Annotated in this window: 26 protein-coding genes; 22 read left to right on the top strand and 4 right to left on the bottom strand. The window is 55.9% G+C overall.

Features of this window, described 5'->3' with window-relative positions; all coding sequences use genetic code 11:
* The 17 genes from C167_RS0119815 (at position 1) to C167_RS0119740 (ending at position 16841) form a co-directional block, all read left to right on the top strand.
* The gene (locus C167_RS0119815) at positions 1-633 is read left to right on the top strand and encodes a hypothetical protein (protein ID WP_017520039.1); all 633 of its coding nucleotides are present in this window, start codon (positions 1-3) and stop codon (positions 631-633) included.
* Complete coding sequence (locus C167_RS0119810; RefSeq protein ID WP_017520038.1) at positions 630-1427, top strand: hypothetical protein; 798 nt, start codon at positions 630-632, stop codon at positions 1425-1427. Before C167_RS0119815 ends, C167_RS0119810 begins: the two co-directional genes overlap by 4 nt.
* Positions 1424-2935: a hypothetical protein gene (locus C167_RS0119805; RefSeq protein WP_017520037.1), complete on the top strand. Its 1512-nt coding sequence runs from the start codon at positions 1424-1426 to the stop codon at positions 2933-2935. The genes C167_RS0119810 and C167_RS0119805 overlap by 4 nt, the downstream gene beginning before the upstream one ends.
* Positions 2936-2944: 9 nt before the next feature.
* Positions 2945-3268, top strand: a complete 324-nt coding sequence (locus C167_RS0119800; RefSeq protein ID WP_017520036.1) for a TraV family lipoprotein — start codon at positions 2945-2947, stop codon at positions 3266-3268.
* Positions 3256-3735 (top strand): hypothetical protein, encoded by a 480-nt coding sequence (locus C167_RS0119795; RefSeq protein WP_017520035.1) that lies wholly within the window; start codon positions 3256-3258, stop codon positions 3733-3735. The genes C167_RS0119800 and C167_RS0119795 overlap by 13 nt, the downstream gene beginning before the upstream one ends.
* Positions 3728-6673, top strand: a complete 2946-nt coding sequence (locus C167_RS0119790) for a VirB4 family type IV secretion system protein (RefSeq protein WP_017520034.1) — start codon at positions 3728-3730, stop codon at positions 6671-6673. Before C167_RS0119795 ends, C167_RS0119790 begins: the two co-directional genes overlap by 8 nt.
* Complete coding sequence (locus C167_RS0119785; protein WP_017520033.1) at positions 6654-7031, top strand: hypothetical protein; 378 nt, start codon at positions 6654-6656, stop codon at positions 7029-7031. The genes C167_RS0119790 and C167_RS0119785 overlap by 20 nt, the downstream gene beginning before the upstream one ends.
* Position 7032: 1 nt before the next feature.
* A complete protein-coding gene (locus C167_RS0119780; RefSeq protein ID WP_017520032.1) occupies positions 7033-8313 on the top strand; it encodes a hypothetical protein in 1281 nt (426 codons plus the stop codon).
* Positions 8294-8953 carry a hypothetical protein gene (locus C167_RS34590; RefSeq protein WP_157791859.1) on the top strand — a complete coding sequence of 220 codons (660 nt, stop codon included), beginning with the start codon at positions 8294-8296 and terminating at the stop codon, positions 8951-8953. The genes C167_RS0119780 and C167_RS34590 overlap by 20 nt, the downstream gene beginning before the upstream one ends.
* Positions 8950-9660 carry a transglycosylase SLT domain-containing protein gene (locus tag C167_RS0119770; RefSeq protein WP_017520030.1) on the top strand — a complete coding sequence of 237 codons (711 nt, stop codon included), beginning with the start codon at positions 8950-8952 and terminating at the stop codon, positions 9658-9660. The genes C167_RS34590 and C167_RS0119770 overlap by 4 nt, the downstream gene beginning before the upstream one ends.
* Positions 9632-10435, top strand: a complete 804-nt coding sequence (locus tag C167_RS0119765) for a sel1 repeat family protein (RefSeq protein WP_017520029.1) — start codon at positions 9632-9634, stop codon at positions 10433-10435. Before C167_RS0119770 ends, C167_RS0119765 begins: the two co-directional genes overlap by 29 nt.
* An 8-nt stretch (positions 10436-10443) precedes the next feature.
* A complete protein-coding gene (locus tag C167_RS0119760; RefSeq protein ID WP_017520028.1) occupies positions 10444-11337 on the top strand; it encodes a TlpA family protein disulfide reductase in 894 nt (297 codons plus the stop codon).
* A complete protein-coding gene (locus tag C167_RS0119755) occupies positions 11334-12731 on the top strand; it encodes a hypothetical protein (protein WP_017520027.1) in 1398 nt (465 codons plus the stop codon). The genes C167_RS0119760 and C167_RS0119755 overlap by 4 nt, the downstream gene beginning before the upstream one ends.
* A complete protein-coding gene (locus C167_RS34585) occupies positions 12724-14736 on the top strand; it encodes a hypothetical protein (protein ID WP_157791858.1) in 2013 nt (670 codons plus the stop codon). The genes C167_RS0119755 and C167_RS34585 overlap by 8 nt, the downstream gene beginning before the upstream one ends.
* A 105-nt stretch (positions 14737-14841) precedes the next feature.
* On the top strand, positions 14842-15804 hold the full coding sequence (locus C167_RS0119750; RefSeq protein WP_017520026.1) for a hypothetical protein: 963 nt from the start codon (positions 14842-14844) through the stop codon (positions 15802-15804).
* Positions 15801-16349 (top strand): hypothetical protein, encoded by a 549-nt coding sequence (locus tag C167_RS0119745; protein ID WP_026079155.1) that lies wholly within the window; start codon positions 15801-15803, stop codon positions 16347-16349. Before C167_RS0119750 ends, C167_RS0119745 begins: the two co-directional genes overlap by 4 nt.
* Before the next feature lie 57 nt (positions 16350-16406).
* Positions 16407-16841, top strand: coding sequence for a hypothetical protein (locus C167_RS0119740; RefSeq protein ID WP_017520024.1), 435 nt, complete (start codon positions 16407-16409; stop codon positions 16839-16841).
* A gap of 80 nt (positions 16842-16921) precedes the next feature.
* Here the strand turns inward: C167_RS0119740 and C167_RS33370 are convergent, their stop codons facing one another.
* Genes C167_RS33370 through C167_RS0119725 form a run of 3 tightly spaced genes read right to left on the bottom strand, consistent with a single transcriptional unit; the run spans position 16922 to position 19560 of the window.
* Positions 16922-17473: a hypothetical protein gene (locus C167_RS33370; RefSeq protein WP_017520023.1), complete on the bottom strand. Its 552-nt coding sequence runs from the start codon at positions 17471-17473 to the stop codon at positions 16922-16924.
* Positions 17474-17480: 7 nt separating this feature from the next.
* Complete coding sequence (locus C167_RS0119730; protein ID WP_026079154.1) at positions 17481-18530, bottom strand: ParM/StbA family protein; 1050 nt, start codon at positions 18528-18530, stop codon at positions 17481-17483.
* A gap of 10 nt (positions 18531-18540) precedes the next feature.
* Positions 18541-19560 (bottom strand): hypothetical protein, encoded by a 1020-nt coding sequence (locus C167_RS0119725; protein ID WP_017520021.1) that lies wholly within the window; start codon positions 19558-19560, stop codon positions 18541-18543.
* Positions 19561-20072: 512 nt separating this feature from the next.
* On the opposite strand from C167_RS0119725, the gene C167_RS0119720 reads away from it, so the two are divergent.
* Positions 20073-20528 (top strand): hypothetical protein, encoded by a 456-nt coding sequence (locus C167_RS0119720; RefSeq protein ID WP_017520020.1) that lies wholly within the window; start codon positions 20073-20075, stop codon positions 20526-20528.
* 604 nt (positions 20529-21132) lie between these two features.
* Here the strand turns inward: C167_RS0119720 and C167_RS0119715 are convergent.
* Complete coding sequence (locus C167_RS0119715) at positions 21133-21486, bottom strand: hypothetical protein (RefSeq protein WP_200860169.1); 354 nt, start codon at positions 21484-21486, stop codon at positions 21133-21135.
* A 414-nt stretch (positions 21487-21900) separates the two neighbouring features.
* Between C167_RS0119715 and C167_RS0119710 the strand changes: the two genes are divergently transcribed.
* Genes C167_RS0119710 through C167_RS0119695 form a run of 4 tightly spaced genes read left to right on the top strand, consistent with a single transcriptional unit; the run spans position 21901 to position 24784 of the window.
* The gene (locus C167_RS0119710; protein WP_017520018.1) at positions 21901-22629 is read left to right on the top strand and encodes a hypothetical protein; all 729 of its coding nucleotides are present in this window, start codon (positions 21901-21903) and stop codon (positions 22627-22629) included.
* Positions 22611-23981, top strand: coding sequence for a hypothetical protein (locus C167_RS0119705; protein ID WP_017520017.1), 1371 nt, complete (start codon positions 22611-22613; stop codon positions 23979-23981). The genes C167_RS0119710 and C167_RS0119705 overlap by 19 nt, the downstream gene beginning before the upstream one ends.
* On the top strand, positions 23974-24291 hold the full coding sequence (locus C167_RS0119700) for a hypothetical protein (RefSeq protein ID WP_017520016.1): 318 nt from the start codon (positions 23974-23976) through the stop codon (positions 24289-24291). Before C167_RS0119705 ends, C167_RS0119700 begins: the two co-directional genes overlap by 8 nt.
* On the top strand, positions 24284-24784 hold the full coding sequence (locus C167_RS0119695; protein WP_017520015.1) for a hypothetical protein: 501 nt from the start codon (positions 24284-24286) through the stop codon (positions 24782-24784). The genes C167_RS0119700 and C167_RS0119695 overlap by 8 nt, the downstream gene beginning before the upstream one ends.
* The last annotated feature ends 11 nt before the right edge of the window (positions 24785-24795 follow it).

Below are 24795 nucleotides of genomic sequence, written 5' to 3'. Positions count from 1 at the left end.
ATGAGCGAGCAATACGGCCCACCGCTGAAACTATTCAACCTTCTCGGCGCAAGTGAACTCCGAGCTGGGCGAGCAATCATTACGCTCATTGCTGTGGCAGCCGTGTTGGCGGTTGTTATCGTTGTTTTGATCAACATGAATCGATCCCTTCAGGAAACGAATCGGATTCTGCAGAGCGAACGCGTCATGTATGGATTCCCGAACTCAGAGGGAGTCTTTATCAGCGAGCGTCAAATCCCACAGCGCCATATCATCGCTTTCGTTGCGGTCTTCCTGGACAATTATTACAACTTCACTCCGCAGTCGGCACGTACCAACGCTGAGGAGTCGCTGCGCATGATGTCGCCTCGACTGCGAGCTCTGAAAGAAGACGAACTGAAAATTGTTGCGAATCAGTCTGTCGAACAACAGATCACCCAGGTATTCACAAAATCTTCTCCTTATCAAGTCGAAGTTAGCCCCCAGGGTTACATTGTCTCCTTCAAAGCGGAACGCAACAGGGCCACTTTGAACCAGGTCTTCCGGAAGACTAAGTACAATGTGAAGATCCTCATCAAGCCGGTCAAACCCTCTAAATACTATGAGTGGGCTGTAGTGGCTGATGACTTCGACATCCAGGAGATTTCGGATTGAAGAAGCGACTCATAGCTGCGGCTATCATCGCTGCAGTTACAACGACTGCGTTTGCTGCAGACGAAAAATGCAACCGGAACCCACGGACCGTCGTGTACAACAACACGCCGGTTGAGGTTTTCATTTCAAACGACACCCAGCGTGCTGAGGTTCTGTTCCCGGAGCCTTATCTGGATGGTATTTACCTAGAAGTAACTCAAGGGATGGATTTTTACCCATCCCCGATCAAGAACAAGCTGGCTTTTCAGGCGACAGACCCTCTCTACACGGGGCTTGCCTACGTAGATGGCCCGTCCAAGCAGACCTACATCCTCAAGCTCATCACTCGGCCTGGCTGTGCGGACAGTCAAGTAACGATCAGCGGACAACCAATCCCAGATCGTTCTGCTATGGCGCGTGACTCGAAAGGTCGAGTGAAGGGCCTGATGAACTACTTGTATGACGGGAAGTTGCCTTCCGGGTATCGCGAGCAGGATTTTTCCCGACTTTCCGAGGCTGATCGTGTTGTATTTCGTCAGGGCTCTCTGGAATTCAAACTTCGCTCTCAAGTCGTTGGCCCTAAGTACATCGGCACTACTTACGAGGTAATCAACAACGGCCGCACAGCGACCAAAGTAGCCATCGATCAAATCGACTATGGCAACAAGGCTGTAAAAGAAGCCCTTGGTATTGCGCGCCAAGTTTCGATGCTGCCCTCCTCCCGAATCCTCGGTCCCTCCCCGGAATACATCACTGAAGTCTATGGTGAGTCGCACCGCGGTCTTCTGTTTATCGTCTCGGAGAAAGTCCAGTGAGCGCCGACAACGATCAAAAGAAGAATGTCATTACCAAGCAGCGTGGTCTGTACATAGTTGCAGGCGTCGGCGCGCTCGCGGTTGCAATGAACTTCATGGGTGGCCCGAGTGAAACGAAAGGGTCCGCTTCGGTTGACAAACCGCAAGCCGTTGAGTTGGGCGGTGACAAGATCAACTCGATCACCATCCAGGACAAAGATGCGGCCCTGACTCAGTTCGCGAAGAAGATCGAGACCCTCGAGGACAAGATCAAGCGCGGCGAAGAAGACCGCCAAGCGCTAAAAGATAAGTTCGCCACTGATCAACGCAATGCAGAGCAAAAGTCGAACACCGAGATCCGAGCCCTCAGCGAGGAAATCGCTCAGCTGCGCAAGGATCAGGTCGACGGCGTATACAACGGAGTCAACAAGCTGGACCACGGTTCAGCGATGCCTCTGCCGCCGGAGTCCAAGGATGGGGGATTGAACCTCGAGGATTTCTCGATGGCCCCTCCGATGCCAGCGGTCCCGGCTACCAGCTCCAACTCAAACCGGTACGGCCCGAACTACTTCCTGCTCAACAATGGGGACGCCGACGGGCAACAGTTCACCGGGAAAAGCGGGGGCGGCGCTGGTTCCACTGCAGACACTGAGCAACACCTCTTCGCCAACATGTCCGCCCCCGAGACGAATGGCATCCAACGCCAGGGCGTGAACACCTACAACAGCACCGACGCGACTCTCGCGAAGATGCAAGGGCGCCAGCCGCGACCTGACCCGATGCCTGCTGCGGAAACAGTCAACGTTTCGCTGCCGGAAACCTACGAGGTGCCAGCTTTCTCCTTCGTCGAGGTTACGACCTTGCACGGCGTGGCATGCCCTATCGGCGCCAACGCACCTGGCTCCTCTGAGGAAGGCAAGATCCCCGCGCGCCCGGTGGTCCTTCCTGTACGTGGAATTTTCAAAGGCCCAAACGGCGCTGAACGCGACTTGGGCACCATCCACCTGATGGGCCTCTGCTCGGGCAATCGCAACTCCAGCTCGAACACTGGTCGCGCAACGATCCGTATCGAGCAGCTCTCCTACTGGGATGAGACTGGCGGTGCTCAGACTGTTCCGGCCACTGGTTACATCGTCGATACCCGTGACAACGAACAAGACGTGTATGGCCGTCTCGATAAAGCTTCCGGCCGCACCCTGGCCCTGCAGTCTGCCGCAGCAGCTGCTGCCGCGTACGCCTCGACGCTGAGCCAATCAGAGTTCACCACCAACAGCTCGGTTGAGAACGGCACCAGCTCTGTTACTCGCCAGCTCACAGGTGACTCCACCAAAGCCGCCGTAAACGAGGGCATCGCAGGGATGTTCAAGAAGATCTCCGAGCGCTTCGAGCGAGAAGCCAACGCTGCGGTGGACACAGTGATCGTCGAGCCCGGCATCAAGCTCCGCTTTGTCACCGATCAGACGTTCCGAGTGCTCAAACCCGCCGAGCCGTTCGAGATCGACCCTGGCATGTACGACACCCTCATCTAGGAACCAACCATGAATCTTCGCTTCCTCCTGCTGGCAGCAGCGGCTCTGACCCTCACTGGTTGCTCTACTGATGAGCCCTTCAAGAACAGCGCGTCGATGGACCAGATCTACGATGCCGTGCACGGCAGCGCCAGCCGCGACACCGTCGCCCTGCTCCGTCAAGGCCTTCGAGCTCGCCCTGAGCTGGGCTCCAGCGAGCCCTACTTCCCGATCCGAAATCCGGACGTGGTTGCACCCGTATGGGTCGTGCCTTACGCCGACTCCAAATCTGGGGTCAAGCATGGCGGTCGCTGGGACTACATCATCGTGGAGGAAGCAGAGTGGGCAAACTAACCGTCGCCTTTGCTCTTCTGGTGATTACTGGGCCGGCTCTCGCCGAGGCATTCCCCCAGATGTACAAGGACGCCATCCGCGAGTACCACACCAAGATGATCCTTGGCTCCGGCCAAGACCTCACGGTATTCCAGCCGGATGTGGCCCTGTACCGCGAAATCTTCAAGAAGAAGAACAGCACCACCAAGCGCCAGCTGATTGAAGGGGATCAGATCCCTTGGGCGCAGCTGTTCAAACACCAGGACCTGACTCTTGGCGAGATTGTCCGCCTCTCGGCCGCAGCATCGGGGTATGACCCGCACTTCGACCCTCAGGTTAATCAGAACCAAGTCATCAAGATCAACACTCACCCGAACTCCCTGCGTGACATCGCGGAGTACCTCACTCGTGTGAGCGGCGCGCGCGTGACTGTGTACCCAGAAAGCAGGGTGATCACTGCAACGCTGAAGGGGGCCATTGATGGCTAAGCCCCAACATACCGACCTGCATCTCTATGACTCCGAGTTGGCTGGATTGGCCCGCCGGGGATACCAGGGCGGCATGCCGATTCAGCTGCTGTCGGATGCGTTCCTATATGAACGTCATGGCAGCTACTTCCATACCATCGACGGCCGTTTCGCGAAGATCTGGAAGCTGCGCGGGATGGATGCTTCGCTACTTAACAACGCAGACCTGTGGCAACTCAGCCGCGGCCTGGGTGACGTTCTGAACAAATACCCAGCCGGCTCTGCTGGTCAGTTCATCCGTCACACTCATCGCGATATCCGTGAAGTGCTCGGGATCTACCGCGCGAACATCAATGCGGAGGACGACGAGTTTGCGGCAGAGATCGCTAACTCCATCGTCGATCGCCAGATTCAAGCAGCCGGCTCCCCCGATGGATTCTTCACCAAGCTCTCGGATCAGACTATCGAGAAAATGCGTGAGGACGCGCTCGCAGAGATCGATGACGAGCAGCTCCGCGGGAACGTGCGTCAGTTATTGCTGGGCGGTAACCCCTGGGCTGAGGAAGACGAGGACGTGAAGTCCAACGTCACGGAGGAAATCCAACGCGAAGTCAGCCAGGGCCGGTATCCCTACGTCACTGACTTCTACCTCGTCCTGCTCTGGAGCCCCGAGTACCTGTTCGGCAAGTTCATTGATAACACCGCAAAAAGTGCTCTCGCTTCGATGGGCCTGATTGACGCGAACAAACTCGCGCATCGCGAATACACCAAGCACGCGAAGAAATTCGGGCAGCTGTGCCATGAGATTGGCCAAGCCCTGGCAGCTTTCGGGTTCTCCCCCGCCTCCCTCAATGGACAGGGCCTGATCAACTTGCAGTACCAGCTATTCAATCCGGTCAGGTCGTTCAAAGTGGAACCGCCCAGGTACCGCCCAGACCTTCCGGTACTCGACTGCCTGAAGAACCCCAGCACCGTCCCCAATCGCGAGGCGCTGAACGACGCACCACTGTTCGCATCGGTAGAGACTGAGGAAAAGGGCTGGACCATCCACGATTCCGGGGTCCCCTACTACATTCGGCCTGTCTCCGCGTTGGGCAAACCCCTGAGCAGCTTCCCTGGAATGCTGCAGGTTGCTATGTCCGGTATCGAGAGCGAGTCCCTGGTCACCATCAACTGGAGCGTACCCTCTCCGGTAGCGATGATGGGCCGTCTGTGGGCACGTGGGCGGATGCAGTCGGGCAAGGAGGCGATGAAGATCGGCGACAAGGACCTTCTTGCTCAGCAACGCATCGACCTGGAGAAGGTGAAGTCAAAGATCAGCGCTGAAAACGGGGCCAACCGAGAGCAGTTCTTCGACGTTTCTCTCCATATCAACCTGATGGGGTTTGTGGAGCACCAGGTCGACGACCAGGCCATGCAGCTGGAGAACCGACTCTGGCGCGTTGGCCACAAGGAAGCTCACCGTGGTGACGCTGCCGTTCGAAACAGCATGCCGCTGAACTTCCGTCAGAGCAGCATGAAGCTGTTCCGGCGAGACACACCGCACCTCACTGAATCTCTCAGCCACCTTTGCCCGTTCTTCGTGGAATACCAAGGATGCGCCGACCCGGCGATCCTGATGAACAATCGTGCCGGCCAGCCGATCTACCTAGATCTCTGGGGCAAGATGACCAACACGGCACACAGCCTGATCTGCGGTTCAACCGGAACTGGTAAGTCCTTCACCTTCAACAACCTCCTCATGGCGTTGCGGGTGAAGTACCGCCCGAAGGTGTGGATTATCGACAAGGGCGACTCCTACGAGAGCCTTTGTCTGGTCCTAGACGGGAACTACATCCGTCTGGCGACCGAGCCCTTCAAAGAGCCCATTACCGGCAGAACCATCAACCCGATCTGCATCAATCCCTTCTGGATCGGTACCGATGAGAACGGCCAAGCCGTTATGCCGTCTCTGGAGGACATGTTCTTCATCGCTCGCATGTTGGTGATGATGATCACGTCGAGCTCCTCGGAGCAGGCCAAAACTTCCGTTATCACTCCGGTGACAGTGCCTTTGCTGTACCAGGCGCTGAACGAGTTCTACACCGACTGGATTGCAACCCGTCCGAAGGACGAGCCTCGTTTCCGCGACTTCATTCCGTACCTGGTCAGGACGAAGTTCACTGAACAGAGCGGCGAGACACTGGCACAGGCACTGACGCTGTACTACGGCTCGGGACCTTTCGCTGCTCTGTTCGATGGGTTCCTGCAGGTGCAGTGGGACAACGACTTCACCGTCCTCGAAACACAGCGGATGGCCAAGTCGCCTGCACTGCCGGTTGTCACGCTGGCCCTGTTCCGTCAGATCGACCTCTACTGCAAATTTAAGCTCGATCGGAATCGGAAAAAGATCGTTGCGGTCGATGAAGCATGGGCAACCCTGTCTGATCCAACCGCGGCATCGGCACTCTCCAGTTTCTACCGGGAGCTCCGTCGTTACGGTGCGGGGTGCCTTCTGATCTCCCAGACCGTCAAGGACTTCGTGAAGCTGATCAACGCCGAAACGTCTGGGACGGGAGACTCGCAGGACGGCATCCTCGAGAACACGTCGCACTACTTCTTCCTGGCCTGCTCCCAGTCCGACTACGACGTCGCGCAGCAGCATCTGGCCTTTACGAACGAAGAGATCGATCTGTGGCGCTCGCTCGCATCCCTTCCGCCGCTCTACAGCGAGGTGTTCTACAGGATGCGGACGACCAAGAGCGAATACTACAGCGGCGTATTCCGCCTGTTCGCGAGTCCCATGGCGCTCTGGATCGCGTCTTCGCATCCAGACGATTACACCATGCGTGAGCGCAAGACCCAGGAGATCGTCAAGAAGCTCTCCATTTCCGAATCCAAGGCTCGGCAGAAAGCAATCACCGAACTGGCAAAAACTCACCCGTATGGTGCTCGATACAATGTCAACCAAGCTGCTTAAAACTCTGGCGGCTGTGGCCGCATTCGCCTCTATCGCAGCCTGTTCGTCCAAGTACGAACCGCGCGAAAGCATCGTCGCAGAGCAAGCCAAACCGATTAAGCCCCTTTACACCCCTCAGACCGAACTCGAACGCCGCGCCTATGAAGAAGGTGTCACTCAGGTCCTCACCGACCTGAAGGGCAAGATGCGCGCGCGCGACCGCTTCACCTGGGACCCTCCAATGATTGAGTGTGGGGTCGAGATTCCCGCACGGGTTCAGAACGGAATGCTTGTTCCGAGCCACAAGGAATGCGTCCAGATTGCCCCCGGGCGTTGGACGGAAGAAGCACCTACCTATCTGCCGGTATTGGGACAATAAGATGAGCAAAGAAGACAAACCTTCCCTGACGGACCTCGTGGGCAAGATCACCGCCGGCGTGGGGAATCTCGGTCGCAAGAAACAAGGCCAGGATGCGGCCGATCGCACGGCCGAGCCAACGATTGAACTCGGCGGGGCCGACGACGAACTACCTCCTCGGTCCGATGGACTCGACGACATCGATGAACCCAATGAGCCTCTCCCGGAGGAGACGGCAGCTCAACCTCCGAAGAAGACCAACCCGATAGACAAGCTGACCAAGGGGCAGAAACTGATCGGTGGCATCCTCCTGGTTGCAGTGGTCATCTTCGCCAAGGGACAGATGGACAGCCCGAGCGACAAACCAGCGCCTGCAAAGACAGAGGCTACACAGCAATCGAATAACGCGACCGAAGAAGGCATGGCATTCGGCACGGAGCCAGCAGGGGTGCCTGAGACTGAGCCAGCGACGGTACAGAAGGACGATCTCGCGCTACCTCTCGCCGGCCCTGGCGCAACAGGGGAGCACAACCAAGTACCTCTGACGGAAGCTTCCGTGCCATTCCAACCGGCACCTGATCAGCCCTCCCCTCAGCCGGCTTTCGGCGGGGCAGATCAGCCACTGAGCACTCCGGCTGATCATGCTGGTGCATCGCCGAATCTTGCAGCGGAAACCTCTGAGCCCTTCACTCCAGGACAGACGGAACAGGCCAATCCCTTCGGCGGTTCCGCTCCGACTGCAAGTCATTCCGAGGAGCCGAAATCCTCCGAACCTGCCCCTGGAAACCAGCCCCCCGTTTTCACTGGAACCACTCCAGCCAACCCGGATAGTGGAGCAGGAAAGGAAACGCCTGTGGAGCAGGTGGCCTTGGCGAAAACCAATGCCGACGTCGCCGCGCAAGCGGAACAGATCGCTGCATTGGAGAAGAAGCTCAACAAGGTCGAGGCCGACCTTAAAGAAGCGCAAGCCAAGCAGGCAAAGCCGACCCCGGTCCAGCATCGTGTCGTGGCCAAGGCCACGGCTAAGACGCAACAACCGAGGGCAAAAGCTTCTCCTGTTGCTGCTACCAATGCTCGGCCGCGGATCTGCGTGAAGGCTATCGCCGAAGCTGCTCGCAACTGCTCTACCTGTGTCGCTCATGCATTCATCGTCCGTGGTGGCGGTGAAGACATGGTTGGCCAAGGCGACTTCCTTGATGGATATCGAGTGTCAATCGTGGGCGATCGTCTGGACCTGCAAGACAAGAATGGTCAGGTCGCCCATAAATTTTGGAGTGCTACGAATGGGTGCGGCCCGATCTAACGTCCTGCTTCAGGTTTCTCCAGATGAGCAGATCAATCTGGAGCGCCTGGCTGATGAAGTTAATCGCGCCTACTTTGGCGGCTCCATCGAAATCCGCCCGCGCTGGGGAATACCCAGCGCGTGTGAGTCCCCCGAACCCGTCACCGACATCCAGCATCTTCAGCCGAAGGAACTGGCTGATCTGAAACTGGGTGTCGAAGCCTTCCATAAGAAAGACCTCAAGGCAGCGAAGGATCTGCTCGCGCAGTTTTCTCCGGATGGCCCTCGAGATGCTGCTCTGCTGTACGTGAAGGTTTTGACCCTCCTGAAGGACCCAACCTGGCCTGATGTCGCCAAAAAAGTGAATCGCGTCTGCGATGACACGATCTACGTGGCACCCGGCAGCATCGAGATGGTGGATGGTGACGAGTTCCTCCTTGTCCACCCGATTCTCTCGAAGACTGCTGGCCAAGGGGCTCCCGTCTTCGTCCTTCGCTACATCATCCATCACGAGCTAACCCACAAGTTCTTGGGTACCTCCTCTGTCGATCCGCACCCAGAGGCATTCCGCCGTCTTGATGCATGTGCCCGCGATCGAAGCAAGGCGTTGGAGTGGTTGCGCAAACGACACTTCACCACCATCGAGGACGTACGCGGATGAGAGGTGCCCTTTTCGCCATTACGTTGTCTGTGGCCTCACTGGCCACCGCAGATGACTTCAACTACGACACGCTCATTGACTCGGTAGCCCAGAGATATGGTGCTGATCGAATCGTCTTCAGAGCCCTGGTGCAGAAGGAGTCCAAGAAGAGCCCTTGGGTGTTCAACGTCGATGGGGAAGGCTTTTGGTTCAGCACCAAAGACCAGGCCGTAAACGCGCTTTGGGCGCTCACTACTGCACCCTGGCTGGTGAAGATCATCCCCGAGAAAGACGCCAAGCCAATCCGCCGATTCTTTCCCACAGAACGCGCGGCACAGAGCTTCGCTTCCAGCTACCAGCGAAGTCATCAGCTGCAGGGGTTCCGGGCGCTGCAACAGAGAACCGACGACAGCAAGGAGGTCCTGGACTGCCAGTTTCGAGTGCGCAGGATCTGGCTGCTCAACACAGACCTAGGGATTGCGCAGATCAGCTATCGCTTCCATGGAAAAGGTAAGGGCAGCGTTCAGCAATGGCTCGATCCAGCGTTCAACCTCAGCTATGCGGCCAGCCATCTCGCTGAGCTCAAGAAGCAGTACGGATCAGACCTCCAAGCCGTTGGCTACTACCACTCGAAGACCAAGCGCTATCGAGACGCCTACATGGCGAAGTTCATGCCGATCTACCAGAAGGAGAAAGCCCGTGCGGGTATTGCCGTTGCTGCTAAGTAGCCTGCTGCTCAGCGCCTCGATCCACGCTGCTGAAAAAGGTCCTTCAGAGGATCAGCGAGTCGGTGAGGGCCTTGTGCTCATGCTCAAGGGTGAGAACCAGAAGGCCTGGGATCTCCTGTTCCCCGAGGCCAAGGCCGGCAACGTCACTGCTATGTACCACCTTGGCATGATGATGATGCGGGCGAACGACACACCTGATCATCTGCAACGCGCCAAGACCTTCTTCGAAGCCGCAGCAAAGCGTGGCCATAAGGGAAGCGAGGCCATGCTGATCCAGGTTCAGAAAACGCTGGCTGCATCAACGCCTGGCGTACTCCCCTCAATCGCTGGATTGAGCGGTCTCCCAGTTCCACAAGACATGGAAGCCGCAAAACGGCAGGCCGAAGCACTGCAGAAGCAAATCGGCCGCTTTGTTGAGCCACTTCGCGAAGTCGCAGCGGACGTAACGATCAAAGCCTTCGTGGCTGACAGCTCGGATGCGGTGAAGAACATCCGCTATCTGGCGGATCAGGCACAAGCCAGGTTCGGAGAGCGGGTCGAAACACAATTCTTCGTGATCGTCGATCAGGAAACATGGGACCCGAGGAAAGTCTTCAACCAACAATCCAGCCAGCTGCCGACCCAGGGTTTTCAACCCGATCTGGGAGGCCGAATCGCCAGTGAGTTCGGAGTCCGTAGCACCCCTGCACTGGTCCTCATCCCCAAGGACGGTAAGCCCAGGGTGTTGAACAACCCTGCATCGCTGCTCGCCGATCTGACATCGATCCTGAACTGAGGTCATCCATGAATCAGAAGCTCAAAATCGGGCTCGCCTTCCTCGCCGGCGGACTCATCTTCAACGCCAACACTGTGATGTCCAACGTTCCCTCCGGCCAGGATGTCCTGAGCGACGCCCTCACCGCAGCCCTGGACAAGGTGAACCAGAAGGCACGCGACCGGGAAAATGATGACCTAGATAAGCTGCCGAATATCCTCGACTGCCAGAACATGGAGTGGATGAAGAACTGCACCGAGCTCAATCGCAACGCCAAGAAGAACCCCAATGCGCCGCTGCGCATCACGAACAACCGTGGGCTCGAGTTCAACTTCCAGCCAGGCACACCGAGTGCTGTGATCAAGCTGCAGCTGGAGCAAACCCCCCAAGCGGCAAATGAGCTCGTAACTTACATGGACCAGACCTGGGGCCAGTACAAGCAAGCAGCAGATCTTTACCAGATGGCGATGTGGCAACGAGGCGATCTGGAAAATATCCAAGGTCTCGATGCGGCAGTGGAAAAGTCCACAGCGGTGAAGGCGATCGATACGGATGCCCTGAGCATCAGCGTTTTCACTGAGTCTACATGCCCAGTATGTGATCGACAGCTGGCCACTCTCAGCCGTCTTGTCCAGAAGTACCCGAAGTTGAAAGTAAAAGTTTTCCAGCTGGATCGCGACTCTCAGGTCTTCGCTGAAAAGGTCACTGGCCGGGGTCTCACCGGCCGGATGCTGACTAAAGCAGAGCAGGATAACGTTACCAAGATGGGGATCACTGCCTGGCCGATTACCTGGATCGACAATTTGAGAGTCAGCCGGCGAGAGACGCTGGTTGGAAATCGCACACTGAACCAACTCGAAGGTCGCCTGATGGCCATGACCTATGTGAAAAGCAACACCGTTGCGAAGAAGGATGCCAAATGAAAATGCAAAGACTGACTCCCTTCTTCATCGGTTGCATCCTCTCCACTAGCCTCTCTTACGCCTTCGCAGTTGAAGATAATTCAGACTCGCCATGGGGTCGTCGCATGGACGATGTGACTGGCTTGTTCGGAGCGAAAGTCAGCGGCAGTGCCGTTAACAAGGCTGGCAGAGGCGGCAGTACAGGGTTTGACACTTTCACACCTTTCCAAGACAAACAGCAGTTCATTGTTGGTGCTTACGGCTCCACCCAGGTTGGGGTCGGCTGTGATGGGTTGAATCTTGGTACGGTGCTCGATGGCCAGATGGGCCAGTACGGAAATATGGTGGAGCAGTTCATCCAAACCGCTCCATCCATGGCCATCATGTACCTGGCCTACAGCCAGCCAACCGTGAAAGCCGTGATCGATGAACTCAACTCGGTTGGTCAATTCGGCCTCGATCTTTCGAACCTTACCTGTAGCGGTGTTCGCCAGCGCGCAGACAAAGCATACGAGGAGAATCTTCAAGTCGTTGCGGAAGCGGACTGTACTGTCGAGGAAGGATACAAGTCATCGAAGTGCATGTCTGGTGACGGCATTACCAGCAGTCTGATCACGCGAATGAAAGAGACTAAAGACAAGCTCTCCAGTCGAGCAGCGTCGTTGATGAACGGTGTTGCAGGGAAATCGGGGGGACTAATTGGCGTAAAAGGCTCTGGCAGCAGCTCATCCAGCGGCGGAGGCTCAGGCTCTGGCTCCACTGGTGCTGGCAATGGTTCGGGCTCAGGCTCGAATACTGCCGGTCTTCCAAGCAAGAGCTGCGGCGGTAGTGCGGATGACGGTAAAACCGCTTTGGTTCTAGCTGCATCTGAGATGGGTTGTGACGATATCAAAAAGTTCTCTGGACTCCTCCCCTCTTACAGCACTGAGGAAGATGCCAGAACTGTAATCCCACGCACAATCAGCCTTGAAGATGAGGCCAAGAAACTCACCGGCGAGTATCTTGACCTTTACACGAATGTGTATCAGGCAGACCCTAAAGCTTTCGACCAAAGTGACGCCTATAAGCAACTAGTAAACCGCGCCGGTGTTGTTGTAACTGAACCTGAGTTTCTAATGATGCGTGATCTTGGCCGAAAGAATCCGGCCATGTTCGCTCAGTCTCAAAGAAACCTCGCCACCCTTGCGATGATGAAAGAGCTCGACGAAATCATTTCCAAGCTGGAAATGGGCGTAATGACCGGCCTTTCAAATCAACCCGACGAGCAAGCGTTCACTGAAAGTGATACTGTGCGATACAACATGGCTCTTTCTTCTCTTCGCAAGGAGTATGAAATGCTTGAGAACAAAATCAAGCATGAACAGGAGAGAAGCAAATTGATCATGGAGACTGCAAAGGCACTGACAAATGGCTAATGCAGAGGTAGCTGATTCTATAAAGGACTACGACTTTCTTAAGTTGGTGAATGGGAATTTTGCCGACTTAGTAGGTCATTATCTCAGCATGTGGGAAGCTTATCACTACGTGCTAGCAATAACCGCCGGCAGCATATTGGGTACAATTGCAATTGCATGGTCTGGCGTGCGGATGCTCCAAGCCCCTGAAGACAAACTCCGCTCTACTGTCGCGGGGATTGGTGGGGCTTGCTTAATCTATCTTCTTCTGTCGATCAACAACTTCTCGTTTCCAGGTGCCGCTGGAAGCGTAAAGATGGCTAACGGTGCCGGGTGGACGCTTACCATCATTGGAAACATTTACACCGTTTTCAAAAAGAATCTTGATTCTATCAATGGCTCGCAACTCAACAAGGAGGCATTTACCAGGGCATATCATGTCACGGATCAAAATACACTGAAGCGATTCATAGATAGTCCTGTTTATCCCATGTACGCCGACTATCTCGCAAAGTGCCAGCCTGCATTCATTGAAGCTAATGGGGATGACGCTAATGCGGTGGAAGCTGGTAGGTACGTGGGCTTTTTTGGGTCAACGGGTATCGGAGCCCCTGAAATTGAATTCGAGGACTCTCGTTCATTTGTAGATAAGATCACTGGCGATAAGCCTGAGTACGCAAGTGACCCTGTACATGCAACGCTACTTGATCGAGACGGAGCGTCAAAGGTTAAAGCTGGGACTCAGCGCGGGCTGGCGATGTTGGAAAAAATCCCCGTTGACAAAAACCCTTACGACGGCCAGACAACTCCGCCGGCCGGGTATCAAGTTCCGTCCGAAACATATTGGGCCAAAAAGCTTTTTCCTGAGACTGACTCAGGAAATGAACCTGCTCTGTTGAATGCGGCCGATTCAAAGTACCAACATTATCTCAACAAAGGTTTCAAAGAAGCTCCTCCTAGCGGTGGAATTCAAAACTTCTACCCGAGCAACTGTAAAGACATGTTCCTTATGATCGATACAGCACAGCGAAATTTCCATTCCGCAGTAAGTAAATATGCCCCTGCCTTTGAGCGCACTTCACTAATGCGAGATGGCAACGACGCAGCAATGATCATGTTGGACGACCTACAAAGTGCAGCAGCCCAAAAGAAATCCGGGCGCTCCACGCTCGCCACTTATGGAGGAAAAATTTACAACGGCGACGAAATGTCAAACAACAATCTGACCGATCGTGTATTGAACAGCGCTTATACGGAATTCCAAGACATTGGGATGAGATTCAAGGAGTGGATGCTAATTTATAAAATTCCGATGATGATCAATGGTTGCGCCATGTTGGCAGCACTGATGCTAATTGCTTTCCCATTGGTTTGCATTATCGCGGCCCTCACTTCGCTTCGGGTACTACTTACCACTGTTAAGATCGTTGCATTCTGTTTTATCGTGGTGTTTATCAACGATCTTTGTTTGACCATGGCCTCCACCATGCTTGCAGTTAATAACGAAGCACTACAGGGGTACAACATGGGCAACTATGCAGAAAACCAAGCTCTTCTTATATCTGCAGGTTCTGGACAGTATGTTGTCTTCATGGGTCTTACTGTCGTGGAACTGATCTTTGCGAAAATTCTACTGTGGGATGACGTGAAGAGCCTGAGTGGATTCAACCCCGGTGGTGCCGCTACTGGGATTGCTGCTACGGGGTTGGCGGTGGCAGGGTCGCTTATCAAGCTTGGGGGTAAAGTTCTCAGTGCAGGTAGCAGCGCGGCAGCAGGAGCTTCATCAGGAGGCGCTCCGAGTTCCCCTGGAGGAGCAAGCGGCGGCAATGCTTCTCTCGCAAAGGTCCAAGCATCGAATGCAGCAGCAACGAACAATCTGGCGGGTGTTTCACCTGGATCACAGTCTGCAGCCCGCGGCGCTCCTAGGATGCCAATTCAGATTCCTACACCAAAGAGATCTCCTTCACCACCGCCGGGCTCAAGCACTCCAAAGCCAGGACGGTCCTCACTTGACGACCTCATCTGAGAATTGAAGAAGGCCCCGGAAGGGGCCTTCTGACGTTTTACTTGGTTGAAATCCGAATTTGAGCCGGTATAAAGGTCCGCAACCGAAGCTAGGAGGTCAACTCAAATGAAGCTCATGCCGATTGCACTCGTTGTCAGTCTTTCCGTCCTCGCGGCGTGCGGGGACAGTAAACCCACTGGTGGAAATGGCCTGGCCTCTAACGGCTTTGTCGAAGGCACGCCGAAGTTCGAAATGCCGGCGTCTTTCGTTTACGAGATGGTGCATGCCAAAAACCCTGAAGCACTGTATGGCAATGAGTTCCGGGTTCGGGAGGTCGATGACTGGAAATCCAAGGACTGGACTCTTTGGGTCGTTTCGAACTCTTACTCCGACGCTAAGTCCACTATCGCTGGCTCGACTGGCATCGAGGATGCTCACAACCGTGCAATCCGAGAGGGCAATGCCCTCTTCGAGACGAAGAAAGCTCTGGAGCAGAATGGATTCCATCTCAAGTACAACTACCTCAACTACAGCCTCATGCCGGCCATGACGAGGGAGAAAGCTGAGCGCAGCTTGGGCGTTGGAATGACCTTTGACGGCGCAAATTGTGGCCAGGGATTCATCAACTGTGTCGATCGGTATTTCTACTCACCGGCGGCCCGTTTCAAAGCAGAGTCTGACCAAGGCAAGACTTTCATGGAATGGACCAAGCCCTACACCCTCTTCACTGAAGACGGCATGGGGAAAGCTGCTCTGTACGTTGCGAAGTCAAAGGGCTTCGGATCTGGCGATGGTGAGAAGGCCGAGTTCTACGACTGGTGGCCGACCATGATCTTCCTGGTCAGCCCGGACAACGTGGTAGTGAGAGCTTGGCTTCCGCAGGCTGGCAATGATGCCGGGTGGGCAAACATTCTTCGTGGGGTTGCAGAAACCTTTGGCACCGACCTTGATGACATCAAGCTCGAGGGCCTTCAACGGAATCCATACATTCAGTTCCCGGCCGCTGTTTACCATGGCAGCAGTGCAGAACAGGTAGCGATTGAGCAGATGAAAAAGGCAATGCAGTCACTGCAGGGGACGGCTCTTTGATCGGTGAACTTTTCTTCGAGGATCGAGGACAGCTGCTTGCTGCCTTCATCCTCGACCTGCAGGGAAACCTCGTTCGCCGATCTCTGAATGGTTCGGCCGGAGCTCTGCTTCCCTACGCAGTTGAGGTAGTCACCCCTGCTGAAGAAGTTTCTTCTCCTCGCCCCTGGTCCATTACTCCGGAGGCGGTAATCTCCAGAGTGAACCAGGTGGCTCAGCTTCAACCAAAAGTGCTGGAAGCATACCCAGGAAGGGTCGTTCAGAAGATGAGTCTCCCCTTTGCTGCACCGGTGGACTCTAGCGAGACAGAAGCCTCCATTTTTCAGGCCATCGAAATACTGCCTGGCTTGGACGAGGAAACCGCGAAGACTGTCCGTGAGACCCTTGCGCTTCATGGCGTCCATCCGCTGCCAGTCTTTGGCACATTCAACGAAGAGATCCATCAGGCGCAAGCTGGTGAACTCTGTGTTGGTGAAGTCAGGAAGGTTGCAGATGGTTGGTTCTCAAACATGAAGGTGTACCGGAAGGCGTTGGTTCGATCCGCATAGAGTACGGTCCCGAGTGTGTGCCACTACCGGCAATGAACAATTTTTTTGGTGACAGCGATGCGCAGCAACCACATGCATGACGACTACGACACTGATACGAGTTACCTGCAGCAGGACGACGCTTTCTCGGTTAACGAAATGGTCGAGGAATGGACCCCTTCCTCCAATCCCTTCGTATCCCGGATGGTAGCCAAGCTCACTGTCGGCGCATCGTTCCAGGCACTACCAATTGCGACGTTTGCAGACCTGGTTGCCTCCGCGGCAGTTGCAAGGCCACGTGAAACCCTGACGTTTGACGTTCTTTTGGTCGGCACGACTGCTGTGCCCCAGGTCGACATGACTCTCTGTAGCGTTGATGGGAACAACCCACCGATCTCTGCCGACAACGCCGGGTTCTTTAACTACGCGCTAGCATGGTTCGCTGTGCACCGGCCTAGCTTCCGCCTCTCGGTTCGGGCTGATGGTCTTTTCTGGGTACACCTCCCGGGGTAACCCCACAGGCCACAACGACCGATAAAGAAAAAAGGCTATCCAGGTCTCCCTGGATAGCCTTTTGCTTTTTTGGGTCAATTTCAGAGGCCGAAGTCCATACCCGCCATCGGATCTGGGACCAGCATTGGCTCAGCTGGCACAACAATCGCAGGCTGCTGCATTGGCTCCTGATCCGCAGCTGGCTCATTCGGCTCAACCCGAGATGGAGTGCTATCGCTGAGCTTGCCAAGAGGTGATGCAGTCTCGCTGCTGTCAGACACTGATCGCCGCCCGTTGGCGTAGTCGGTCATGGCCTTCACGACCTCTTCAGGGGCCCCGATACTGAGAGCCATGTGTCGGTTCAGCATGTTCAGGAACACGATTCCCCGGATGCCCTGCCCCAAGCTCTTGTAGCGCTTGTAGAGATCGGGGTAGTGATCGCTTCGAAGGGTCATCTTGACCTTCACCAACTGCTCGCCAGTGTGCGCCGGCGGCGTGTAGTCCGTCAGTGTGATCGGCCAGAGGCTCAGGCATGCCTCTGAGATGCTGAACACCATCTGATTCCCGGACTTTCGGCTGTGCTGCCCCAGGGCCTCGATCAGCGCGTCATGGTGACCTGGCGTAAGGGCAGCTCGAATCTCTACCTTCTCCATCTACCGGTCACCCTTGCCGGACCACAGCATGCTCTTTGAAGTATTGAAGGATCATGTACCGGTAGTAACCCCGGACCACAGACTTGTCCGGGTCCTTGGCACAGTAGATGGGGCAGGTGATGTGTCGCTTCATGTGGGATCTCAGAATGGTAGCCCCGCCACCGGCCGCGACCATCCCACTCAAGAAATCGGTCGAGCCCCAAAGGTGCTTGATGAAGCGTGGAATGACCTGATCAGCAAAGGCAGTGCACGCTGGGAGGCTGATGGGCTCCATATCGATCCTGGTGCCGCGCCACATGAAGTGCCCTTCACGCAGCCAAACATCCATCGTGTACTCATTGATCTGGCTGTCCAGGGTGAAACCCTTCGGCAGCTTCGCGCCCTTCTTCGAGATCAGGTCATTCAGTTGCTCCGGATTGCTGAGCGAGGTGTAAATATCCTTGTGAATGTCCGAGACGCCGCTGGACTCACCGTAACGTGTATCGCTTACCCGGCCGTTATTGAAACCGCCCCCATCAATGGTGCCGTAGCCGATATCAATGATCCCCCACCGGCCCTTACCCATTTGGTTCGTGTCGATCGGTTTGCCTTCCTCATCAAGGAGGTCCGGGTCGAACCATGGCCCTGCGAACTGAGGAAGAACCTTCACCATCTCGGGTTGGTAGCCATCCTCCCGGGCCCAAGTCTTCAGATCACGTTCGAAGTCAGCGGAGTGCGTGTTCACGAACTCGGTTGGGAGGCCAGTAACGATGACCGGATTTTTGATCCCCACATCCTTGAGGACCTTCAGGAACAGGACTCGGATCTCATCAGACTTGTAGAAGCTCGAGTCGGTGCTTCGCGAACGAGCCCCCTCCTCGCGGCAGTCATCGCCGACCAGGTACTTGCGGCCATTCTTCGTTTGAAACGCATCCTTGCTCAGGGCACCACCCAGTCCAGTCCCCGTATAGGACGCGACTAGGGAAGGAAACTCTCCCTCTTTACCGTTCCCTGCTTTGTAGGAGGTCGAACCATTGCCCAGGTCAATGGCAATCAGCTGTTCGATTTTCATCGTCATGTACATCCCCTCATGGTTCCAACAGCGCTTGGAACTGCCCGCGAAGGACGAGCCACTCTTCCATAAACGCTGCGATATTTTTCTGTTGCCGAAGAATGTTGCTGGTGTGCTTTCCGAGGTAGCAGTGGGAGATCACCTCCCTGGTTATCCACGGGGAAGTCGATCTCCGACGTTGCCCCTGTAGCGCAGCTTCAACTTCTGCAGGTTCCGGCTCTCTTCCAAGCTTTGAGGTCAGTGACGCTTTCAACTCCCTGAGGATATGGCCGCGCTTGTACTCAGCGATCGGAGTGGTCTGCCGTTTACCAGTCGCCCGATTGAAGTAGGTAACGACTCGAAAAACCGGCTCAGCTGGCCCAAGCGGATCGCTAGGAGACACATCGGGCCTGCAGATGATCGACCCGTATCGTACAGGCTGACTCGACTCGTTGAACTCGAAAACGGCATGCCGAAGTTCTTCATCGACTGCGACGAACCTGGCGACCAGGGCATTGAGACGGTTTGCTGCAGGCTCTGCATTCTCAGTCAGCAACCCGACCCAAGCACTGATCACTGAGCCAAATTCTTCCGTCCGAATGCTCTCAGCTCCGGCGAGTTGGTGAGCCCAGCGACTGGCTCGATCCGAGAAACCAAGGAACTCATCGAGCATACGAAGGAACTGTCCAGCCCGCCGCTTTCCCAGGAGGTCCTCAAGGATTGGGCCAACTTCACTTCGAGTGCTTGGTTGGATCACCATTCGCCGGCTAGCCAATTTCCCAGTCTCGTAGTCATTGCACTTCAGGTAGAGACGTAGAGATCCGCAGGCCTTTTTCGCTGGGCTCCACTTCCAGAACGTGGAGTAGGTTTTGCCGGCATATGTGATCGGAAAATGAGACAGCTCGATCTCCAGGCTCATCAATAGATCGCTGGCCACCACCCCCATCGTTCGGACTTGTCGCACGAGAAAGCTGAGCGACTCTTCTCGGGTCGCCAACGCTTTGTCGTGCTGCTGCACGAAGTCCTTAGAGAGGGCGTCCCTCACTTCCTTCTTCAAAACCCACCTCTACTATTGGTTTCCGTTTATTTCGTAACTTTGGGTGGTTTCTGGACACCCGAATCTGCCGTTGATGGCCCCTTAATCCCCTTTAGCGCCATTCGAATCCCTCTTCCTCCCCCTTGCCGCCCGCTAATCGCCGTTGGACGCCACTTGACGCTCCTGTGCCGCACATCTTCAACACCCTCTAAATTCCCCGTGAAATCCCCCTTTCTGCCGCTATATGCCACGCTGGGGCGCCTCAATCCCCCATTGCGCCGAATGCAGCCGCAGAACGACTCGGCCCATGATGACTTACACACCAAAGGCACACTTTCACTACCGAGGACGTGGCTTTTTGGTAAATTTGGTAAACTGAATCGCCTGCGCTGCGATAGAAATCGCCAGGATCATCCCTGATTGCGTTCCTGCATTTTTTCATAAAACCCCGTCTAATGTATTTATCCGGATCGTTAAGAATTTCCGGTCTTCATTGGGTTTTACAAAATCAACAGAGATTCGATGAACTAAAAATGCAAAACCGGCTCAACACGACCCAATCGGCGCGCTACCTAGGCCTTTCGCGGCAAACCTTGGCCAAGCTCGCAAAAACCAAGCTCCCTCCAGACGGGTATGAGGCAAACAGAAGGCCGTATTGGAATCAGCAAACCCTCGATCATTTTCGAGCAGGGATAGATCGCCAGAAGCCGATCGCGCTGGTGCTCATCGGCGGGACTCTTGAGGGTGTCGGGTTTCAATCGCTGCCCCGGGCACTACCGCTATTGGATGGGATGCGGCTGGAGCGATTCCAGATCACCGAGGTGTTGAAGAGCAGTCAGCTGATTGAAGTGGTGAACGAGATCAGCAGAAACACCCCCGCTGCACTCATCCTGCCCCCCTGCACTCATCTGTCACCCTACGCAGCGGTAGTGGCCGATCTTTGCAGCGACCTGGCCGTCACAGTGATGTTGCAACCTAAGCAGACTTGAACGACCACCACTGTGTGGGGCCACCTCGCGCCCAGGGCTGTACTACCCAACGTAGGGACCTATATGAGTACCGAGGAAATGACTGCCTTTCGATTGGCTCCGATCAGCAGGACAGCTTGGAGGGCAGTCTTGCGGTTGAATGCGTTACAGGACCTTGAGGGGTCGAGACAGCCTGCCTGGAGCAATTGGGCCGCAGCGATTGGTGCCTGGAGCGAGATAGGCGGGTAGCTCCCCAGTGATCCGTGGTTCGGCCAGCTGCTTGTTCTGATCCCGGAGCAAGAGGCGTCGGATCACAACCCTGAAGTCCTTGACCCGCCCCCGATTCTCCTCGGCACTCCACCCGCGACAGGCTATCCAGGTTTGCGTTCTGGACCTCCACGAGCGCCAGTGCCTCCGTTCCTGTAGAGGATCTTCAAGGGCTACGCTGAGAGCTTTAACGCATCTAGGCTTGGGACAGGTCCGAGCAGAAAAGCTACACAGGGGCGACTGGCTTGGCACACAACTGCGGCCGTAGCCCAGGACGTGTGGTCAATCTACTGCAGTAGGATTCGACTCATGCCACGACAACCGCCGCATCAACAAGCTCCCTTTATATAGGTAGCAATCAGTGCATGGTGCGGGCAGCTTTCCCTACGACGTCGATTGGTCGGCCACTGCAGTAGAGATTAGTCAGCGCAGCGATGGTATGAGAGCCGGCCCCAATCCGATTGTTGAGGTAGCTGACTACCAGTTCCAGGTCTGCAACTCCTGTTCGGTCCAACCAAACTACTTCTCCCCGAACCTCCCCGCTGTCTTGGTAAACCAAGGAAACCAGCGCCGGCATTCCCTCAACCTGGTCAGCAACCCACCCCCTCATACGCTTCGAATTCGCGTTGTCATGGGCGACGACAGCTGCCATTGCGTCGCTGAGCACACCGATCATCTGTTTTGTTCTCCAATTTGCTAGTTCGATGACCATAACGCCACATCCCCCGTTTTCCAGGTACCAGCAAATCATTTGTTGAACGTCCCGTCGATTTCCAGGCGTCAAAACCCCGATGGATACTGGCGTTGCGCCACTTTTCGCTTTTGTCCCACCTCACACAAAGTAGGCGTGCTTGTCCCCAAATCAGGCTCGGACCCGCCTATTTCGCGGGATTTCAGCCTATTTTTTTGGGTTGCCTGTCCTTTTCTTGACCCATAAAATCGCGTCGAACTACCGAGGGACAATCTACGGATGGCCATCGGAGTGGGTGAAGGCGACGGCTAAAAAAGCTGCGCTCACCAGTTGAGGGGGGGGCCAGTCGACGACGTGTCGATTGGAGACTGTTGCGGTGTCGGAGACCGACACCGCGACGCTTAGGACCGGCATTTCTTGCCGGAGGGAGGGGCCATGCGCTCCCAGCGCAATAATTGGCTGACCGGGATGACTCATGACGAGTTCCTGCAGGTCGATCCGTGGAAGATCGTCTGCCATCCCGAGTCACGACAACAGTGGATTGCCGAAGTCCGCTCCAAGCTGCGCGCCAGCCTGAGCGACGACGAGATCCTGTCCATCCTGCACCTCGGCTTGCACAAGGCCGTCGCGTCCGCGCTCAAGCATCACAAGGATGTCGAACCTCATCGCCGTGCCACCTTCATCATTGGGGCGGCCCTGGCTTACATCCGTTGTGAAGGCATAGGCTCGGTGTTCGAGGAGATTCCCGGTAGCACAGCTATCAATATGGGCGACCTCGTTTCTGACCTTGGGCCGCGTTCGCACTCGATGCAGTCCGACTACCACTTCGCCTCTGCTCAGTTCTCTGAAGCGCTGGAGTACGCACCTCAGTTTCTTGCTGACGGCACCCTCCTTCCCGATGAGACTGGTCAGACCTGCCACCGCTACATTGAGCAGATCCGCCACCGCCTCACATCACGCGAACACCACATCCTTCGCCTCGCCGTCATCGAGAACCAGTGCTCCGTATCCATCGCGGAGATTCTGAACCTCTCCAACAGGCAGACATGGAAGGTGCGCCGCGGGTTGAAGCGCAAGCTGGAAGAGATTGCCGCTGAAGTAGGTGCCTCGACCGATTTCATCCGATCGGTGGCTGGAGTGGCGGAATGCAACGCCAATCAATAACCGAGTTTCTGCACGAAAAGGTCTACCCCGAGATTGATGCGGTAGCGGAAGGCCTGCTCGACCATCTGAAGCCGACGAAGCTGCAGTCGTCAGGCTCGTATCGGCTGGAATGCCCCGCCTGCAATAAGCATGAGGCTTTCCACCTACCCGGCACCCACCTCATCCATTGCCCCCGCAAGCTCAAGTGCGGAAAGCAGACATCCCTATGGGATGTAATGGAGGCCTCCGGATATTCCCGGAAGGAGATTGTTGAGCGCCTGTGCCAATTAGCTCGGGTTGAACCGCCCTCGAATAGCAACCCCGAGGGTGTAGTTCACAGCACCCCGGCCGCGCTCACCCCCGGCCGCGCCATTATCCAAGTGACTCAGCTCCTGGCTCGCAAGCATCCGAAGCTTCTGCAGGATCTTCAGAGCGACCGAGGCTTTACTGACGAACAGATGGCCACGATGCGCCTGGGTGCCTATACCACAGCTGAGGAGGTTATGAGCCTTCTCGAAGAGCGCGGAATTTCCAAAGACGTGGCCATTGCCAAAGGCTATGTCCTGGTCGAAGAAGACGACCACTCCAAGTACCGACGCGCGATGAACAATCGAGTGATTGGTTACTGGCCGCACTCCGACGGCGACGTACGTCTCTGGGGTCGCCTTCCCACCGGCAAGGGTGATCAGTGGAATAAGAAGTACCGATTCGCAGACAGCCTGAAAAAGGACATCCCTTACCTGTTCAGCATGAGAAAGGCAGGTCCGCTAATTGCGGTTGAGGGAACCTTTGACGGATGGTCAATCCAGTTCATGGGGTTCTGGGGCACTGCCATTGGCCAGAGCTCCGTCAATGCGGCTCAAGCGGCCCATCTCGCCAGCGAAGGGGTTACCGAACTCGCGCACATGGTTGATGGTGACGTTGCGGGCTACGACGGCGGCCTCACCACGATCAGGAACTGCGAACCCGCCGGGATAGTGACTTCCATCATTCCGCTCGGCGAAGGCATGGATGACCCCGACGCTCTTCGCAAGGCAGGCAAAACGGCTGTGTTCGCGAGCCTCATCGACAATCGAATGAATTCCGGCCAGTTCCTGGCGCGGATGTGCCATGCGTTCGCAATGGAGTCTCCGCCCAACGTTGCTGGCATTAGGAAAATTCACGCCCTGGTTCCCCTCCTCTCCCCTATTTCAACCAAGCACTGGCTGGACTGGAGTCTGAGCCTAGGTGTTGGAGTCTCTCTGGACACCACAGCTGTTCGCCTTCTGAACACCTTCATCAATGGGGGTTTGGAAGTAGCTGAGGCGCTTGAGCTCGTCCTGAAACGGACAGGCGTTCGAATCACGCTCACACAGGAAACAATCAATGGCTGAAGGGAAAGCTAGCAGCCCAGTTAGACAGATCCTCACGCTGATCATCCTGGTCACCCTGATTCTGTGGGTCGGGAAGATCTTCCTCAGGACTCCGGAGTATCGGCACGTTGAGGTCTGCTACTTGCCGCACAAAGTGGGGCATCTGATCTGGGTCGACGTGTGGGGGGCGCTGGTGCCTGACGACACCGCTTCGTACCTCAAGCACTCGCGCGACCTCGAGGCATTTTTCAACTCATGCATCCAGCGCACTTCGCACTGGGGCTTCCTCCGCTATTTTGGCCCAAGCAATCAAGGTGATAACAATGGCTGACACACGCAGCACTGAAATCAAGGTTCCCACCAAGGAAGTTCGAATCACCGGGGAACGAACTGCGACCCTTGTGGGGCTGGCAATCCAGGCCTCCCGCATTGATACCTCGATTCTGGCGATGAAAATGGCTGGCCCCGACACCCGCCGCCGGGCCAATGAGGCATCCGAGCGCTTGGAACGCGCGGTCAGCCAATTCGAAGCTGAACTGCGAGAAGTTCGAATTGACCTTGATCTGACTCGCACGGCTCCTCGCCAGGCCATCCGTGCCGCTCAGAAAGCTGAAGCCAAGGAAAAGAATCCGCAGGCTGCACAGGCCAAGTCGAAGTCGCCCAGGCAAAAGCGCAAGAAACAGGGGACCCCGCAAACTCAAGCGCAAGGTCAGGGCGGGGCCGCCAAGCAGCCGCAACCTGCAGCTACGAAAGGCAATTCGCAACAGAAGAAGCCGGCCCCCACCACGGACAAGAAACCCACCCCTGCCGCCGCAGAAGCGTAAGTGAGGAGTGA

Source organism: Pseudomonas nitroreducens TX1 (assembly GCF_000313755.1).
Taxonomy (GTDB): Bacteria; Pseudomonadota; Gammaproteobacteria; order Pseudomonadales; family Pseudomonadaceae; genus Pseudomonas; species Pseudomonas nitroreducens_A.
The sequence above is the reverse complement of the archived record's forward strand: the minus strand, read 5'-3'. Positions and strand labels throughout refer to the sequence as shown.